This is a genomic window from Rathayibacter sp. RFBD1, from assembly GCF_002932915.1.
GTDB lineage: Bacteria > Actinomycetota > Actinomycetes > Actinomycetales > Microbacteriaceae > Rathayibacter.
The window spans coordinates 57,989-75,156 of the sequence record NZ_PSWQ01000009.1 but is presented as its reverse complement, the minus strand read 5'-3'; the positions used below and the strand labels follow the sequence as shown (position 1 = coordinate 75,156).

Below are 17,168 nucleotides of genomic sequence, written 5' to 3'. Positions count from 1 at the left end.
AGGCACGTCCGTGACCCAGGTCCCGCCGAGCAGCACCTACTCCTGCTACCGACACCCCGACCGGCAGAGCTTCGTGCGCTGCCAGCGGTGCGGCCGCACGATCTGCGGCGAGTGCCAGACGCCCGCTCCGGTCGGCGTGATCTGCCCGGACGACATGGCGCAGCAGCGCGCCACCGCGCCGCGCACCCGCGGTCCCCTCCTCTCCCGAGTGCGGGCCATGACCCGCGCCGACCAGCCGACGGTGACCTACGCGATCATCGCGCTCTGCATCGTGCTGTGGATCGTCGAGATCCTCCCCTTCGTCGGCGGGCCGGCGGTCAACGCGCTCCTGTACGCCCCCGCCTACACGCTCCCCGGCTTCGGCGCCGGTTTCGAGCCGTGGCGGATGCTCACCTCGGTGTTCCTCCACAGCACGTCGCTCTTCATCGTCATCCCGTTCCACCTGGTGCTGAACATGTACACGCTGTGGGTGTTCGGCATGGTGCTCGAGCGCATGCTGGGCCGCGGGCGCTACCTCACCCTCTTCCTCCTGAGCGGTTTCGCCGGATCGGTGGGCGTCCTGCTCCTCGCGGACCCGCTGACCCCGGTGATCGGCGCCTCCGGTGCGATCTTCGGGCTGATGGGCGCGTACCTGGTGATCCTCCGGCATCTGGGCGGTCAGGCGTCGCAGCTGCTGGTGCTGGTCGGACTGAACCTCGTCATCGGGTTCCTGCCCGGGATGAACGTGGCGTGGCAGGCGCACGTCGGCGGTCTGGTGGCCGGCGCGCTCATCGGGCTGGTCTTCACGAAGACCCGGCAGCGCGCCCAGCGGCGCACGCAGAACCTCCTCGTCGGGCTCATCGGAGTCGGACTGGTCGCGATCACCGCCGGCGCCTACGTCCTCGGCTGATCCCTCCCCGGCCCGCCGCTTCGTCGTTCCCGCGGCGACCGTCTCCACCGCTGTCCACAGGTGCTCTCAACAGGTGGGGAGGAAGTTATCCACAGAGTTGTTAACACTGGGGAGAACGTCCCGGGTGTCCTCCTCGGGAGGACGATCCGAGGACGGCGGCGCGTCCGAGGACCGGCGGACTGGTGCGGATCCGGGCCCTCCTCGCCTCGAGCAGGCCAGCGCGGCGGGGACCGCGGAGTTCTCCACAGGAGATTCCACAGCTGGGGATAATTACAGCGGTGTAGTTCTCCGGCGGACGGCCACCAGGGCCGTCGCCTCACGGTCGTCGTCGCGGTGCAGCGAGGTGGCGAACCCGGCCGCCTGGAACGCGGAGGCACTCGCCGCGGCCTGATCCGCGCCGACCTCGATCACGACGACGCCGTGGGGTGCGAGCCACGCTCCCGCCTCCTGAGCGATGCGGCGGTGGAGGGCGAGCCCGTCCGATCCGCCGTCGAGCGTGAGCATCGGCTCGTGCACCCGGGCCTCCGGCGGCATGAGCGCGATCGCCGCGGTGGGGACGTAGGGGGCGTTGACGACGACGACGTCGATCCGCCCGCGCTCACCCCCGGGGAGCGCGTCGAAGAGGTCGCCCTCGTGGACGTCGGCGCGGCCTGCGAGCGTGCGGCGCGCGCAGGCGGCGGCGGCGGGGGAGAGGTCGGCCGCGAGCAGGCGGACGTCCGGCCGCTCCTCGGAGATCGACCGGGCGAGGGCGCCGGATCCGCAGCAGAGGTCGAGCACCACGGCGCCGTCCGGGAGGACCTCCAGGGCGCAGTCGACCAGCCACTCGGTGCGGACCCGGGGTACGAAGACGCCGGGTGCGACGGGGACGCGCAGGCCGCGGAAGGCGACCCAGCCGAGGATCTGCTCGAGGGGCTCGCCCGTCTCGCGGCGGCGGAGCAGCAGCTCGAGGTCGGAGGAGGAGCCGGCGGCCTCCTCGAGCAGGCCCGCCTCCTCCTCGGCGAAGACGCAGCCGGCGGCGCGCAGACGCTCCACCGACGACGAACGCCCCGTCGGCGGACCGGACGGGGCGTCGTTCACGACTGGGGGAGGCTCAGCGCCAGCGCGTCGTCATCAGGAAGCCGATGAACGCGATGCCGAAGCCGATCAGGATGTTGAGGTTGCCGAGATCGGGGATCGGCAGGGTGCCCTGGCTCACGTAGAAGACGATGATCCAGGCGAGTCCGAGCAGCATGAAGCCGAACATCACCGGCTTGAACCAGACCGGATTCGGTGCGTTCTCGCCGGTCCGGGCCTCGTCGCGCTCGGGCTTCGGGCTCTTCGTCGCTCGTGCCATGCCGACCACTGTACCGGGCGGAGGCTCCGGGCCGGGAGCGCCGGGGCTGCGCGGGTGCTGTGCGGACTCGCGGAGCGGCCGGTGCGGGCGCTCGATGGGTCCCATCGGCCCTCCTCAGGCGGCGACTCGGGAGGGCTCTCCACAGGTCCGGATCGTGCGCCACAGCCGGTCACGGCTCGCGCCTAGACTCGTCGCATGACCGCCCAGAACCCCGACGGGGCGGCTCTGCGGCCGCGAGCGAAGCGACGGAGGGCCCGCCCGGTCCGACGACTCTCGTTCTTCGGAGTCGTCGGCGAGCTCCTGATGACCGCCGGCGTCCTGGTCCTGCTCTTCCTGGCCTGGCAGCTCTGGTGGAACGACGCGGTGATCGCCGGCCGGCAGACGACGCAGGCCGCGGAGCTCCGCGAGACCTGGGGCGACTCCTCGCCGGCACCGCAGCCGACCGAGGCCGCCCCGGAGGAGCCGGTCGTCGCGTCGGTCGCCGCCCTCGACACCTCCTTCGGCAACCTCTACATCCCGCGCTACGGCGAGGGGTGGGTGCGCACGATCGCCGAGGGCATCGACGCCGAGAACGTGCTCGACGAGGGGAGCATCGGCCACTACCCCGGGACGCAGATGCCCGGACAGGCCGGCAACTTCGCGCTCGCCGCGCACCGCAGCGCGTACGGCGGAGGCATGCACCTGATCGACGAGCTCCAGCTCGGCGACCCGATCTACATCGAGACGGCGGACGGCTGGTACACCTACCGCTTCCGCAATCTCGAGTACGTCCAGCCCTCCGACGTCCAGGTGATCGACCCGGTTCCGTGGACTCCGGACGCGGCTCCGACCGATCGCCTGATCACGCTGACGAGCTGCAACCCGCTCTACTCGACGGCCGAGCGGATCATCGCGTACGGCGTCTTCGACTCGTTCCAGCCGCGGTCCGCGGGCGCCCCCGCCGAGATCGCCGCCTCGCTGGCTCAGGAGGGCTGACCGTGTACGCAGCGCTGTGGCGGCTCCTGCCCGGGCCGTGGTGGGTCCGGATCCTGATCGTCCTCGTCCTCGTCGCGGCGGTCCTGGTCGCGCTCGACGAGTGGGTGTTCCCCTGGGTGCAGTCGCTCGTGCTCGACCGGAACGTGACCGTCGGCTCGTGACCGGCGGCGCCGCCCCGCGGATCCTGGTCGTCGACCACCACGACAGCTTCGTCTTCACGCTCGTCTCGTACCTCCGCGAGCTCGGTGCCGAGGTCGACGTGGTCGAGGGCGACGACCTCGGGACCACGGCGCTCCTGGCTCGTGCGGAGGAGGCGGACGGAGTCCTGGTCTCGCCCGGACCGGGCCGCCCCGAGGACGTCCCCGCGTCGACGGCGCTCGTGCAGCGGGCGGAGGCGACCGGGCGGCCGCTGCTCGGAGTCTGCCTCGGCCACCAGGTGCTCGCCCACGCTCTCGGCGCCCGCGTCACGGAGGCGCCGGAGCTGCTGCACGGCCGGACGTCCGCGGTCCTCCACGACGGAGATCCGCTCTTCGACGGCCTGCCCTCCGGATTCGCCGCGATGCGGTACCACTCGCTCGCGGTCGACGGCGAGAGCCTTCCCGAGGAGCTGCGGGTGACGGCGCGGACACCGGAGGGCGTGGTCATGGCCGTCCGGCACCGGAGTGCTCCGCTCGTGGGCGTGCAGTTCCATCCGGAGTCGGTCCTCACCGAGGGCGGGCGGCGCCTTCTCGACAACTGGCTGCGCGAGGTGAGGCCGGGCGGAGCGTCCGTATCGGCCGACGACACGCCCGGACTCTCGATCCCGGCTCGATGAGGCGGAATTCGCCGGGCTTATCGGGCTCGTTATCGAGTCGAGAGCATTGAGCATGATCAGCGACCACCGTCCCCCGAACGGGGATGCCGCCCTGAGTGCGTTCTCACGTAGAAATCCGCCATCTGACGGCTAAATGACGGCGGGCGGACGAGAACGCCGCGACAGGGTATGAGCATGACCTTGTCCACCCCCTTGCGCACCCCCCGATCAGGTGGCGGGATTTGACGGGTTCCCGGCGGAGGATGCGGCCCCTTTTCCCTGCATAATCAGAGGGCGTCGACAGGGGGTCGGCGCCACAAGAGAAGTCTGGGGGGACCAGATGGTCGCATCGATCTCCTGGGCTTTCTCGGGAATCCGAGAGCTCGAGAATCTCGGACCGCGCATCGTCGTCAAACCCGGCACCGTTCCGAGCATCACCGGTTCGGGATTCGGCACCGCCGATCTGAGCGTCGTGCTGATGACGGTGTCGCCGCTGCGCGTCCTCCGCGGGACATGGCCGGCCGACGACACCTCCTTCCTCACCTTCAGCTTCCTCATCGACGGCTTCGTGCGCATGGTCGCCCCGGACCGAACTGTGCTGCTGCGTCCGGGCTCGATCTCGTACCAGCAGGGGACGACGACTTTCACGACCGAGTCGACGACTCCGGCCACGATCCTCCACCTCTCACTGCGCGCCGACGAGATGCGCCGCTACGGCTTCGACACGTCGGCCCCGGTCTACGCGCTCGATCCCGACGCCCGGTCCACCCGCGCCGCGTACGCCTTCACGACCGCCTTCGCGCTCGCGGCGGAGTCCGGCACGGGGCTGCCCGGCGAGGGCGAGGTCACCGGCTTCGCCCACGTGGTCAAGCAGCTCCTCACCAGCGCGTTCCTCGCGGCGGCGAGCTCGCAGCCCGGCACCACGAGCGTCCGGGCCGCCACGCTCGGACGCGCGCGCACGGTCATCGACCGGACGCACCGCACGCCGCGCTGCACCCCGGAGGCGGTGGCCGACGCGGTCAACGTGTCCACCCGCTCCCTCCAGCGGCTCTTCGAGGACGCGGGCACCACGGTCGCGAGCGAGATCGAGCGCTCCCGGGTCGCCAGCGCCGTGGAGCTCCTGCGCCGCCGCCCGCGGGAGGTCCCGCTCGAGGCGATCGCCGCCGCGTCCGGATTCTCCTCGGCGGACCACCTCCGCCGTGCGCTCAAGCGCCGCGAGGGGCTCACCCCGAGCGACATCCGCGGCAGGATCGCACGTCCCGCCGACGGATCGGCAGCCGGCGAGGTCGTGCGGCTCCAGCCCCCGCTCGCCGACGCGCGCCGGGCGTAGCCGTTCACCTCGGCGCCGTCGGCTCCGTGGAGCATCGACCCCGACGAGCAACGTCCCGACGAGCCCTTCTCGGCGCGCAGAGCAGCGGCCCGGCCTCCACCGGGCGCCGTCGGTCGACGCCGCAGCCGCAGCGGGCTGCAGGCCGGGTCAGCCCGCGCAGTATCCGAGCTGGACGGTCGATCCCTGCGGGACGTCGCCCGGAGCCAGGGACTGGGTCGTGATGGGCGGGTTCGCCCGGGTCGCGTCGCAGGTCTCGTCCGGGACCTCGACCCCCACGAGCTGCAGCTTCTCGGAGGCGAGGGTGGCCAGTGCGCTGCTGAGGGACGTCCCGACGAGGTCGGGGAGCGTGACCTGGCCGGAGGAGACGGTGAGGTCGACCGGCGTACCCGGGGCGACCTGTTGTCCCGCTCCGGGGGAGGCGGAGAGCACGACGTCGCGCGGGACGGTCGGCGAGTTCTCGCGGGTCTGGGAGCCCTCGACGAAGCCGACGGCGGTGAGCGCGTCGATGGCCTCGGCGAGGCTCTGCCCGACGGTGTCCGGCACGGCGACGGGCAGCGGGCCCTGGGACACGACGATGCGGATGACCGTCTCGGGTGCGACGATCGTGCCCGAGCCCGGATCCGTGCGGATCACCTCGCCCTCGGGGACGGTCGAGCTGTACTCCGCGACCTGGCTCGGCACGAGATCGAGCTCGGTCAGGGTCGACTGGGCGCTGTCGTAGGTGGTCTCGGTGAGGGTGGGGACCTCGCGCGACTGCGACGGCAGCGTCGACGCGGGCTGGAGCGTCAGCACCCAGATCACGAGTGCGGCGACGATCACGGCCAGCACGACGATCGAGGACCAGATCCAGAGGACCGGCGGGCGGCGCTGGGTGCGGACGATCGAGTTGTCCTCGGCCAGCTGGCGGAGGGCGAGCTCGGAGTCGTTGACTCCGCCCTGGCTGCGGGCCGCGAAGAGCGAGGTGGTCAGCTCGTCGATCGGGCGGTGGTCGGGGAGGCGTCCCGCGGCGGCGTCGCGCAGGTCGTCACGGAACTCCGCAGCTCCCTGGAAGCGCTCGTAGCGGTCCTTCGAGAGTGCTCGGGCGACGACCGCGTCGAGTGCTGGGGTGACGGCCGGGTTGATGGAGCTCGGCGCCGGCGGCGTCTCGCTGACGTGCTGGTAGGCGACGGCCACCGGGGTGTCGCCGCGGAAGGGCGCACGGCCGGTGAGGAGCTCGAAGAGCACGATGCCGGCGGAGTAGAGGTCGCTGCGGGCGTCGACCTGCTCGCCCTTCGCCTGCTCGGGGGAGAAGTAGGCCGCGGTGCCGAGGATCGCCGTGGTCTGAGCGACCGTGGCGGCGGAGTCGGAGACGGCGCGGGCGATCCCGAAGTCCATCACCTTCACCTGGCCCGACGGGGTCAGCATGATGTTGCCGGGCTTGATGTCGCGGTGGACGACGCCTGCGCGGTGCGAGTACTCGAGGGCGGTGAGGATGCCCTCCGTGATGCGGACGGCCTCGTCCACGTCGAGGGGGCCCTCGGCGATCAGGTCCTTGAGGAGGCGGCCCTCGATGTGCTCCATGACGATGAAGGGCCGGCGCGACTCGGCGCCGTTGTCGTCGAGCGAGACCTCCTCGCCCGCATCGAAGACCCGGACGATCGTGGGGTGCGACATGCGCGATGCGGACTGCGCCTCCTGGCGGAACCGCAGGCGGAAGGCGGAGTCGGAGGAGAGGGAGAGCTTCAGCTCCTTGATGGCGACGGTGCGGCCGAGCCGGGTGTCGGTGCCGAGGTACACCTCGGACATCCCGCCGCGGCCGAGCCGGGGCCCGACCTGGTACCGTCCCGCGATCAGGCGACCCTCTTCCGTCACGCGCACGCTCCCGCCCTGTACTTCCGTGTGGTGCGGCCCCGAGGAGCCACGGCAAGTGTACCTATGGGCCCCTGGTGTTCCGGGCGGGGGCGCGACGCGACGGCCGCGAGGCGCCGGGCCGGAGCGGTGCCCCGACCCGGCGCGCCGCCGCTACTCGGAGGGGGTGGACGTCGAGGTGGCCTTCGAGGTGGGGGTCGGCGCCGGGGTCGGAGCCGGCTCCTCGACGGTGACGGAGAGGGTGGGCGAGGCCGCCGACTCCGACTCGCCGCAGAGCACGGTGTACGTGACGTCGATCGTGCCGGCCGTGGTGCCGGCCTGGATCGTCGCGGTCGTCGAGTTCGACGGGTTGGTGCTCGTCACGCTCGCGCCCTCACCGGTCGCGGTCACCCGGTAACCGCTCACGGAGGTTCCGCTCGGGCACTGGTTGTAGTTGCTCCAGGTGACGTTGAACGTCGCGCCCGCCTCGACGCTGGAGGCGGCGGGGGTGACGGTCGGCACGGCGGTCGGTGCGTCCGGGGTCGCGACCTCGGTGAAGACGGAGACCTCGATGGTCGTGCCCTTCACCACGTTCGCGGTGGGGTTCACGTCCTCGACGAGTCCGACCTGCTCGGCGGTGGGGGCGCTCGGGCCGTCCGCGCGGCGGACGCCCATGCCGAGGGCCTCGAGCTCGGTCTCGACGTCGTCGAAGGAGCGCCCGACGTAGTCGGCCTTGTCGATGACGACCGTGTTGGAGGTCGGCGTCGGCGTGGGGCTCGGAGTCTCGGACGGCGTCGGCGACGGGGCCGTGCTGGTCGTCGCGGTGGGGGACGCGGCCGGGTCGCTGCTCCCGCCGGTCGTCAGGGCGAAGATCGTGCCCGCGATGACGACGGCGAGGATCACGATGAGGGCGATCAGCGGCCAGGTCCAGGGGCTGCGCCTGCGCGGCTCCTCGGCCGCCTCGAGCGGCTCCTCGATCGGCACGAACGGAGCGGCGGCCGCCGCGGGCGCCCCGGAGGGCAGCACCGTGGTCGCCTGCGTCGCGCCCTGGTTGGAGGGGAGGACCGTGGTCGCCTGCGTCGCGGGAAGGTCGCTGAGGACCGCGGGGACGGCCAGCGCCGCTCCGCGCACGTCGCCCGAGCGCAGCGCCTGAGCCGCCCGCGCGAGGTGCGCGGCGGTGGCGGGGCGGTCGGCCGGCTTCTTGGCGATGCAGGAGTAGACGAGGTTGCGCACCGGCTCCGCGACCGTGACCGGCAGCTCCGGCGGGGTGTCGTTGATCTGCGCCATCGCGATGGCGACCTGCGACTCGCCCGTGAAGGGGCGGCGCCCGGCCAGGCACTCGTACGCGACGATGCCCAGCGAGTAGATGTCGGTGGCGGGGGAGGCGGGCTGGCCGCTCGCCTGCTCCGGGGACAGGTACTGGACCGTGCCCATGACCTGGCCGGTCGCCGTCAGCGGGACCTGGTCGGCGATGCGCGCGATGCCGAAGTCGGTGATCTTGACGCGGCCGTCCGGCGTGATGAGCAGGTTGCCCGGCTTCACGTCGCGGTGCACGAGGCCCGCGGCGTGCGCGGCGTGCAGGGCGAGCGCGGTCTGCGCGACGATGTCGAGGACCTTGTCGGTCGAGAGGACGCGCTCGCGCTCGAGGACGGTCGAGAGCGCCTCGCCGGGGACGAGCTCCATGACCAGGTAGGCGGAGCCGTCCTCCTCGCCGTAGTCGTAGACGTTGGCGATGCCCTCGTGGTTGACCAGCGCCGCGTGGCGGGCCTCGGCGCGGAAGCGCTCGAGGAAGCCGGGGTCGCCGAGGTACTCGTCCTTCAGGATCTTGATCGCGATGGTGCGGCCGATGACGAGATCGGTCGCCTGCCACACCTCTCCCATGCCGCCGATGGCGATCCGGGACTGCAGCTCGTAGCGTCCCCCGAAGGTGAGGCCTGTCGTGGGTCTCATTTGTTCAGCACCGCCTCTAGTACCTGTTGTCCGATGGGTGCGGCGATCAGGTTGCCGTACCCGGTCTGGCCGAGCCCTCCACCGTTCTCCACGAGCACGGTGATGGCGTACTGCGGGTCGTCCGCAGGCGCGAAGCCGGTGAACCAGAGGGTGTACGGGTCGTCCCCGCCGTTCTCGGCGGTACCGGTCTTACCGGCCACAGTGACGCCCCCTATTGTTGCATTCGTCGCCGCGCCGCCCTGGACGCTGGCGACCATCATCGCCTTGACGGCGTCCGCGGTCTGCGTGCTCACCGCCCGGCCGAGCGACTTCTCCTGGAACTGCTGCAGCACGCTGAGGTCCTGCGAGCGGATCGAGTCGACCAGGTTCGGCTGCATCACCTCGCCGCCGTTCGCGATCGCCGCGGAGACCATGGCGATCTGCAGCGGCGTAGCGCGCACCTCGTACTGCCCGAAGGCGGTGAGGGCCGTCTGGGCGTCGTCCGTCTTCGTCGGGTAGGTGCTCGCCTCGACCGACATCGGGATCTCGAGCTCGGTGTCGAAGCCGAACTTCTCGGCCTGGGAGCGGATCGCGTCCGCTCCCAGCTGCACGCCCATCTCGGCCATCGGGACGTTGCAGGAGAGCGAGACGGCGGTGGCCAGCGTGACCGTCTCTCCGGAGCCGCAGAGACCGCCTCCGGAGTTGATCACCTGCGACGAGGAGCCGGGCAGCGTGTACGACTCGACGTTGGGGAAGCTCGAGTCGGCGGTGAAGCGGCCGGACTCGAGGGCGGCCGAGGCCACGACGAGCTTGAAGACGGAGCCGGGCGGGTTGAGCGAGCCGCCGATCGCACGGTTCACGAGGGGCTCGGAGGAGTCGTCGTTCAGCGCCCGGTAGGCGGCGAGGACGTCGTCGGTGTCGTGGGAGGCGAGCGCGGTGGGGTCGAAAGTGGGCTTCGAGACCATCGCGAGGATGCGGCCGGTGGCCGGCTCCGTCACGACGACGGCCCCCGTGTAGTCGCCGAGCGCGTCGAAGGCGGCCTGCTGGGCGACCGGGTCGATCGAGAGCTCGACCGACGCGCCCTTCGGGTCCTGGCCCGTGACGAGGTTGTTGATCTCGTCGAAGAACTGCGAGTTCGAGGTGCCCGAGAGGTAGTCGTTGAGCGTGCGCTCGATGCCGGTGGTGCCCTGGTTCAGGGTGAAGTAGCCGGTCACGGCGGAGTAGAGCGGGCCGTTCGCGTACTGCCGCTGGAACTTGTAGAGGTCGTCCGACGGCGTCGAGGAGGCGATCGGCTGACCGCCGGCGAGGATCGCGCCGCGCTCGGTCGAGAAGCTCTCGTAGAGGGTCCGCGTGTTGCGGCCGTCCTCGTCGAGGGAGTCGGCCTGGATCACCTGGATGGTGGTGGTGGAGAGGAAGAGGGCCACGAACATCGTCAGCACGACGAGGCTCACCCGTTTGAGTTCTCGGTTCATCGACGGATCACACCACCAGACGAGGCTGACTGCGGACTGTGTCGGACAGGCGCAGCAGCACCGCCACGATCATCCAGTTCGCCACGAGGGAGGAGCCGCCGGCGGCGAGGAACGGCGTGGTCAGGCCGGTCAGCGGGATGACGCGGGTGACGCCTCCGATGACGATGAAGCACTGCAGGGCGATCACGAACGAGAGGCCGACTCCCAGGAGGCGCCCGAAGTCGTCCTGCCCGGCGAAGCCGATGCGGAACCCGCGCGAGACCAGCAGGAGGTAGAGGCCGAAGATCGCGAAGAGCCCGGCGAGGCCCAGCTCCTCGCCGAGGCTGGCGATGATGTAGTCGGACTGCGGGACCGGCGTGAGATCCGGCATCCCCTGGCCGAGGCCCGTGCCGAGCAGCCCGCCGTGCGCGAGGCCGAAGAGGCCCTGCACGAGCTGGTAGCTGCCGCCCGGATCCGCCCCGTAGCGCTCGGCGCTGAACGGCTCGAGCCAGTTGGCGAAGCGGTTGCCCACGTAGTCGAGCGTCTGGCTCGCCAGCAGCGCGCCGCCGAGGAACAGGCCGACGCCGATGAGGACCCAGCTGGTGCGCCCGGTCGCGACGTAGAGCATGACCAGGAACAGGCCGAAGTAGAGCAGCGCCGTCCCCAGGTCGCGCTGGAAGACGATGACGCCCATCGTGACAGCCCAGACCACCAGGATCGGGCCGAGGTCGCGCAGGCGCGGGAAGCGCATCCCGAGGACGGTGCGGCCCACCATCGAGAGGGAGTCGCGGTTGCGCACGAGGTAGCCGGCGAAGAAGACCGCGAGGGCGATCTTGGCGATCTCGCCGGGCTGGAAGCTCGCCACGTCGCCGATCCCGATCCACACGCGCGCGCCGCTGACCTCGCGGCCGATGAAGGGCAGGAGCGGCAGCAGGAGCAGCACGATCGCCGCGAACCCGGCGACGTAGGTGTAGCGGAACAGCACGCGGTGGTTGCGGATGACCAGCAGCACCACGATCGCCGCGACGACGGCCAGGGCGCTCCAGAAGATCTGCCGCACCGCGACCGACTCCCAGCCGGTCGCGCCGTCGGCGATGTCGATCCGGTAGATCTCGGCGACGCCCAGGCCGTTCAGCACGGTGGCGATCGGGAGGAGGAAGGGGTCGGCCGCCGGGGCCGCGAAGCGCAGCACGACGTGCACGGCGAGCACGAGCGCCGAGAGGCCGGCGCCCAGCGAGACCAGCGTGGTGTCGATCGAGCCGAGGGCGCCGAGCTGCACGAGCACGATCGCGCCGGCGTCGATCAGGCATGCGCCGATCAGGAGCAGGAGCTCGAGATTGCGCAGCTTCTGGCGGAAGAAGCCCTGCCGCTCGGGGGCGGGGCGGGCGGTGGCCGTGGCGGCGTCCGTCATGGTGCTCCGTTCGCGTCCGTGAGGCGCTCGACGATGTCGACCGCGCCGGCGTAGGAGTCGGCGCTGATCGTCTGCTCCAGCTGCTCGACGTCGTAGGCGCGGAGGGAGTCGAGCGGGATGCCCGTGTCCTCCTTCACCTCCGAGAGCGAGAGCGGGCCGACCGACTGCTGGATGCCCTGGTAGATGATCACGGTGTCCCCATCGGTGCCGACGTAGAAGCGCGACTGCGTCCAGTCGTAGGCGAAGAGGATCCCGAGGAATCCGATGATGAGCACGAGGGACAGGCCGACGAGCCAGGTGATGCGGCGGCGCAGGTGCCGGCGGCGGTCCTCCTCGATCAGCTCGTCGAGGTAGTCCTCGGACGCGGGCTCGAAGTGGGTGGGGCCCTGCGCGGCGGGAGCGCGGGTGTGCAGGCGGAGGCCGGGGATCCGGACGCGGTTCTGCGAGTCGTCGGTGCTGAAGGGCGTGGGCGCGGCGGCGGATCCGACGACCACCGGCTCCTCCACGGGGGCGAGGATGCGCGCGGTGTCGCCCGCCCCGGGGATGTCGAGGACGACGACGGTGACGTTGTCCGGGGCGCCGTGCGAGAGGCTGTCGCGGATCAGGCGGTCGGCCACCTGCTGGGCGGTCTCGTCGCGGCTGAGCTCCTTGAGGATCTCGTCGTGCGGGACGACGCCGGAGAGGCCGTCGGAGCAGATCAGCCAGCGGTCGTGCGGCTCGGTCTCGAGCGTGAGCGTGTCGATCTCGGGGTTGGTGTGCACATCGCCGAGGACCCGCATCAGGACGGAGCGGCGCGGATGCGTCATCGCCTCCTCCTCCGTGATGCGGCCGGAGTCGACGAGGCGCTGCACGAAGGTGTGGTCGGTCGTGACCTGCTCGAGCCGGCCGTCGCGGAGGACGTAGATGCGGGAGTCGCCGATGTGCGCGATCGCCACCGACTCGCCGACGCGGGCGATCGCGCTGACGGTGGTGCCCATGCCGGTGAGCTCGGGGTGGTCGACCACGGCGTCGGCCAGCAGGGTGTTGGCCGCCAGCAGGGTGCGCTTGAGCTCGTCCTCGGCCTCGTAGGTGGAGGCGTAGACGCGGTCCGCCTCCGCGATGCGCTTGATCGCGATGGAGGAGGCGACGTCGCCGCCCGCATGGCCGCCCATGCCGTCGGCGACGACGAAGAGCTGCCGGCCCGCGTAGCCGGAGTCCTGGTTGTTGGAGCGGATCCTGCCGACGTGCGAGACGGCGGCGCTCTCGCGCACCGCGCCGTGGCCGGAGCCGCTCTCCGGAGTGGGGGCCACGCGCTACGACCGCCGCAGTTCGAAGGTGGTGGTGCCGACCTTCACGGGCGTGTCCAGCGGCACCTTGGTGGGCGCGCCGACGCGGCGGCCGTCGAGGAAGGTGCCGTTGGTGGAGTCGAGGTCCTGGATCATCCACTCGTCGTTCCAGAGGAGCAGGCGCGCGTGGTGGGTCGAGGTGTAGTCGTCGCGGATGACCAGCGTCGACTCCGCGGAGCGGCCGATCGTCAGCGGGTCGCCGGTCAGCTCGAGCTCGGTGCCCCGCTTGGGGCCCGAGGTGATCACGAGGCGCTGCGCCGTGTGGACGGTGGCGGCGCCTCCCTGCTCGGCGCGCTCGGCGGCGGCCTCGCGGCTCCTCCGGGCCGAGGGGGCCGACGGGGAGGCGGGCTGCGCGGGCGCGGGAGCCGGGGCGGCCGCGGCGACCACGGGCTGGGCCGCCGTCACGAACGGGGCCTCGGGGGACGCGGCCTGCGCGCCGGGCGGCAGCTTGCGCACGCGCTGCCCGAACAGGTCGGAGCGCAGCGCGTAGACGATGCCGAACACGAAGAACCACAGCAGCGCGAGGAACGCGATGCGCAGGAGGAAGAGAGTGAGCTCGCTCATAGCCGGTCGTCCCAGAATCCCTCGGAGCCGCGTCCGGCTGCCCTGCCGGACGACGGGCGGTCGGTGCGTGCGGGCGCGGAGCCCTGCACGACGCGGTAGACGATCGAGGTGCGCCCGATCGTGATGGTCTGCTCGGGGGCCAGGGGCGCCTGCGTGACGGGCCGGCCGTCGAGCTTGGAGCCGTTCGTGGACCCGAGGTCGTGCACCTGGGCGCGGGAGCCGTCCCAGAGGATCTCGACGTGCTTGCGGGAGGTGCCCGAGTCGTCGACGGTGATGTCGGCGTCGCTGCCGCGGCCGATGACGGTGCGCGCCTTCGTGATCGGGTGGCGCCGGCCGTCGATGTCGAGGACGGGCGTGTAGGCGACGGTGCCCTTCACGCTGCGGGAGTCGACCTCGACCATGCCGTCGCTGAGCGCCGGATCGACGGCGAGGGAGATGTCGATCGGGCCGGGGAAGCGGAAGCCCTGCTTGGTGGCGTGCTCGGTGGCGACCGTGGTGAGCTCGTCGATCAGGGTGGCGCCGAGGCGCTGCATCCGGTCGAGGTCGGTCGCGGACATCCGCAGGACGAGGCTGTTGGGGACGAGGATGCGGTCGCGACTGACCACGGCGGCGGTGGTGTCGAGCTCCCGGCGGAGGGCGGAGGCGAGCTCGACCGGCTGCAGACCCGACTTGAAGGTCCGCGCGAACGCGCCGTTGACGACGCGCTCGAGTCCCTTCTCGAAGTTGTCCAGTATGCCCACAGTCTTCCGATCTTCCGGTTCTTCGCCTTCTCGGCGGTCGCGCACGGATCGAGATGTCTGCGCGCCCGTCGCCGCTTCCTCTTCTTGGTCTGCGCCGCGCACGGCTACGGGCATGTTACTGGGATGGTCTGGATGCGCGATCCTCCGCGGTGGTTTCGCGGCCGGAGTGCCGTGTGCGCGCTCTCACCGGGGCGGCCCGGAGGCGGCTCCCGGGGGAGCGACGGCCCGGGGCGGCGGGTGCCGGTTCGGCTCGGAGGCCGGGGGATGCTACGATTTCTCGTCGGCGCTTCGGTGCCGCTGGTGAGCGCGAGTGGCGGAATAGGCAGACGCGCACGGTTCAGGTCCGTGTGCCCGAAAGGGCGTGGGGGTTCAACTCCCCCCTCGCGCACCAGAGTTCATGAGAACCGGAGTTCGAGAGAACCGGAGAAGAAGCCCCCGATCGGATGTCCGGTCGGGGGCTTCTCCCGTTCCCGGGTGCGGTGCGCCGCGGGGCGGGCTCCTGTCGTGTCGTTCTTGCGGACGGCGTCCCGCGGAGGGGCGGTGTTCACCGGGAGGTCGGCGGGAGGTCGTCCGGCGCGGGCACGCTCGCGGGGTGATCGCCCTCCGTGCCGACGTGTCCGCCCTCGATCCGCGGGCGCTGCCCGAGCTGCTCCGACGCCTCCGCCGGCACCGGAGCGTGCAGGTGGGGGAGTGCCAGTGGATCGCGGTGCTGCCCGGATCGGGCCCGGTGCTGCTGACCTCCGGCGACCGGCTCGTGCTCGACCTGCTGATCGAGCGGCGCGCGCTGCTCCCCGTGGTGATCGACGCGCTCGAGGCGGAGCTGCGCAGCGGCGGCTTCCGCGAGCGGATCGCGCTGCGCTGGAGCACGCCGGACACGGTGCCCGTGCCGCTGCGCTGACGAGCCGCGGTCAGCGGCGGGTGAGCTCCACGACGGGGATGGTGCGGGTGGTGCGCTTCTCGTAGTCGAGGAAGCCGGCGGAGGTGGTCGTGAAGCGGGCCCAGCCGGCGTCGCGCTCCTCCCCGGCGAGGACGCGCGCCCGGACGTCGACGGTGCCGTCGTCGGGGGTCTCGATCGCCAGGTCCGGGTGGGCGATCAGGTTGTGGAACCAGGCGGGGTGCTTGGGCGCACCGGCGGCGGACGCGGCGAGCAGCCAGACGTCCTCGGAGGGGTGCAGCGCCATCAGCGGAGTCACGCGCTCCTCACCGGAGCGGGCGCCGCGGTGGTGCACCAGCACGAGGCTCTTCCCGAAGCCGCCCGTGGTCACGGTCCCGCCGTTCGCGCGGAACTCCTCGATGATCGTGTCGTTCCAGTCGGCCATGGTCGTCCTCCTCGACGCGGTGCCGGCACTCGAGTGCCGGGGTCAGGCGCGGGCGCCCAGAGCGTCCTCGCGGCTGCTGCTCCCACCCGGCGGCTGCGCGCCCCCGGTGACGGCGGCGGGATCCGCCAGCGCCCGCCGCCAGGGTAGCTCCGCGGCGCCGACGAGTTCCAGCCTCGAGCGCAGGGCGGCCCGCTCGATCCGCACGCCGCGCGCGAGGTCGCTCAGGGCCCGGGCGGAGACGCGGGCGGCGAGGCGCTCGCGGTCGACGGTGAGCAGCGAGCCGAGGAAGCCGCCCAGCACGACCGCGGTGGGGTTGAAGAGGTTGATGTAGGTGGACAGGCCCTCCGAGAGCAGGTCGACCTGGCGGGCGACCTCGCCGAGGACGGCGGGGTCGCGGGAGGTGCCCAGGGCGATGTCGAGCTCGTCCTGGTCGAGGACGCGGGCGCCGAGGACGTCGAGGAGGGAGCGCATCCGGACCTCGGCCTCGAGGCAGCCGCGCCGGCCGCAGCCGCAGAGGCGGCCGTTCGTGGCGACGAGGGTGTGGCCCAGCTCGGCCGCGAACCCCGAGGAGCCCTGGAGCGGGACGCCGCCGATGATGACTCCTCCGCCGATGCCGCCCGCGCCGCCGGTGACGTAGACGACGTCGGCCACGCCGTGCGCGGCTCCGAAGAGGGACTCGCCGATGGCGCCGAGGGTCGCGTCGTTGCCGACGGCGACCGGGAGGTCGAGGGCGCGGCTCAGCTGGGTGGCGAGGTCGACGTCGCGCCAGCCCAGGTGCGGGGCGCGGTGGATGAAGCCGGAGTCGGCCTGGACGAGGCCGGGGACGGCGACGCCCGCGCCGACCAGCGTGCGGAGCGACTCCCGCTCGGAGCGGAAGCCCTCGACGATCCCGGTGACGACGCGGACCACCGTGGCGGGGCTCGCGGGCTTGGGGGTGTCGAAGCGGACGCGGCGCAGCAGCTCGCCGTGCAGGCCGACGAGGCCGACGATGATCGCGTCGGTGTCGAGGTGGACGCCCACGGCCGCGAACCGGTCGCCGGGGACGACGGTGGCGCTGGGGCGGCCGATGCGGCCGTCGGGCGCGGTGGTCTCCTCCGCGACCCAGCCGAGCTCGCTCAGCTCGCCGACGAGGTTCGCGACGGCGGAGCGGTTGAGCCCGGTGAGGCGGCCGAGCTCGGCGCGGCTGGTGGGACCGGAGCGGTGCACCAGCGTCGCGAGGCTCGCGAGGTTCGTGCGGCGCAGCAGCGCGTTGCTGGAGGCTCCGACTGCTCCTGCCATGATC

General features: G+C 72.0%; 17 protein-coding genes and 1 tRNA gene. 7 read left to right on the top strand and 11 right to left on the bottom strand.

Annotated elements, in window-relative coordinates; all coding sequences use genetic code 11:
* The first annotated feature begins 10 nt into the window (after positions 1-10).
* Positions 11-889, top strand: a complete 879-nt coding sequence (locus C5D50_RS03910) for a rhomboid family intramembrane serine protease (RefSeq protein ID WP_104266568.1) — start codon at positions 11-13, stop codon at positions 887-889.
* Positions 890-1,159: 270 nt separating this feature from the next.
* On the opposite strand, the gene C5D50_RS03905 is transcribed toward C5D50_RS03910, so the two are convergent.
* A complete protein-coding gene (locus C5D50_RS03905; RefSeq protein ID WP_104282818.1) occupies positions 1,160-1,921 on the bottom strand; it encodes a putative protein N(5)-glutamine methyltransferase in 762 nt (253 codons plus the stop codon).
* A gap of 58 nt (positions 1,922-1,979) precedes the next feature.
* Complete coding sequence (locus C5D50_RS03900; protein WP_104222667.1) at positions 1,980-2,222, bottom strand: cell division protein CrgA; 243 nt, start codon at positions 2,220-2,222, stop codon at positions 1,980-1,982.
* Between the two features lie 195 nt (positions 2,223-2,417).
* Here C5D50_RS03900 and C5D50_RS03895 point away from each other — a divergent pair, with 195 nt between their 5' ends.
* The 4 genes from C5D50_RS03895 (at position 2,418) to C5D50_RS03885 (ending at position 5,320) form a co-directional block, all read left to right on the top strand.
* Positions 2,418-3,197, top strand: coding sequence for a class E sortase (locus C5D50_RS03895; RefSeq protein WP_104282798.1), 780 nt, complete (start codon positions 2,418-2,420; stop codon positions 3,195-3,197).
* A 2-nt stretch (positions 3,198-3,199) separates the two neighbouring features.
* The gene (locus tag C5D50_RS16505; protein WP_181137283.1) at positions 3,200-3,358 is read left to right on the top strand and encodes a hypothetical protein; all 159 of its coding nucleotides are present in this window, start codon (positions 3,200-3,202) and stop codon (positions 3,356-3,358) included.
* Entirely contained in the window at positions 3,355-4,011 is a 657-nt protein-coding gene (locus C5D50_RS03890; RefSeq protein WP_104282797.1) for an aminodeoxychorismate/anthranilate synthase component II, read from the top strand. Before C5D50_RS16505 ends, C5D50_RS03890 begins: the two co-directional genes overlap by 4 nt.
* A 319-nt stretch (positions 4,012-4,330) precedes the next feature.
* Entirely contained in the window at positions 4,331-5,320 is a 990-nt protein-coding gene (locus tag C5D50_RS03885; RefSeq protein ID WP_104222664.1) for a helix-turn-helix domain-containing protein, read from the top strand.
* A gap of 147 nt (positions 5,321-5,467) precedes the next feature.
* Here C5D50_RS03885 and pknB read toward each other — a convergent pair whose 3' ends face one another.
* The 7 genes from pknB to C5D50_RS03850 all read right to left on the bottom strand — a co-directional run bounded on the left by pknB (position 5,468) and on the right by C5D50_RS03850 (position 14,567).
* Positions 5,468-7,171: a Stk1 family PASTA domain-containing Ser/Thr kinase gene (gene pknB / locus C5D50_RS03880; protein WP_104282796.1), complete on the bottom strand. Its 1,704-nt coding sequence runs from the start codon at positions 7,169-7,171 to the stop codon at positions 5,468-5,470.
* 150 nt (positions 7,172-7,321) lie between these two features.
* On the bottom strand, positions 7,322-9,097 hold the full coding sequence (locus C5D50_RS03875; RefSeq protein ID WP_104282795.1) for a protein kinase: 1,776 nt from the start codon (positions 9,095-9,097) through the stop codon (positions 7,322-7,324).
* Positions 9,094-10,548, bottom strand: a complete 1,455-nt coding sequence (locus C5D50_RS03870) for a penicillin-binding protein 2 (RefSeq protein WP_104232999.1) — start codon at positions 10,546-10,548, stop codon at positions 9,094-9,096. Before C5D50_RS03870 ends, C5D50_RS03875 begins: the two co-directional genes overlap by 4 nt.
* Before the next feature lie 7 nt (positions 10,549-10,555).
* Entirely contained in the window at positions 10,556-11,938 is a 1,383-nt protein-coding gene (locus tag C5D50_RS03865; protein WP_104225777.1) for an FtsW/RodA/SpoVE family cell cycle protein, read from the bottom strand.
* Entirely contained in the window at positions 11,935-13,227 is a 1,293-nt protein-coding gene (locus C5D50_RS03860; RefSeq protein WP_244229533.1) for a Stp1/IreP family PP2C-type Ser/Thr phosphatase, read from the bottom strand. The genes C5D50_RS03865 and C5D50_RS03860 overlap by 4 nt, the downstream gene beginning before the upstream one ends.
* 3 nt (positions 13,228-13,230) lie before the next feature.
* Entirely contained in the window at positions 13,231-13,827 is a 597-nt protein-coding gene (locus tag C5D50_RS03855; protein WP_104225776.1) for an FHA domain-containing protein, read from the bottom strand.
* On the bottom strand, positions 13,824-14,567 hold the full coding sequence (locus tag C5D50_RS03850) for a DUF3662 and FHA domain-containing protein (RefSeq protein WP_104222658.1): 744 nt from the start codon (positions 14,565-14,567) through the stop codon (positions 13,824-13,826). Before C5D50_RS03850 ends, C5D50_RS03855 begins: the two co-directional genes overlap by 4 nt.
* Positions 14,568-14,871: 304 nt before the next feature.
* On the opposite strand from C5D50_RS03850, the gene C5D50_RS03845 reads away from it, so the two are divergent.
* Positions 14,872-14,958, top strand: a tRNA-Leu gene (locus C5D50_RS03845).
* 201 nt (positions 14,959-15,159) lie between these two features.
* A complete protein-coding gene (locus C5D50_RS03840) occupies positions 15,160-15,465 on the top strand; it encodes a hypothetical protein (protein ID WP_104282794.1) in 306 nt (101 codons plus the stop codon).
* Between the two features lie 10 nt (positions 15,466-15,475).
* Here the strand turns inward: C5D50_RS03840 and C5D50_RS03835 are convergent, their stop codons facing one another.
* Together C5D50_RS03835 and C5D50_RS03830 are read right to left on the bottom strand one after the other, a co-directional pair.
* Positions 15,476-15,886, bottom strand: coding sequence for a nitroreductase/quinone reductase family protein (locus C5D50_RS03835; protein ID WP_104282793.1), 411 nt, complete (start codon positions 15,884-15,886; stop codon positions 15,476-15,478).
* Between the two features lie 42 nt (positions 15,887-15,928).
* Positions 15,929-17,164 carry an ROK family protein gene (locus C5D50_RS03830; RefSeq protein ID WP_104282792.1) on the bottom strand — a complete coding sequence of 412 codons (1,236 nt, stop codon included), beginning with the start codon at positions 17,162-17,164 and terminating at the stop codon, positions 15,929-15,931.
* Positions 17,165-17,168 lie beyond the last annotated feature (4 nt).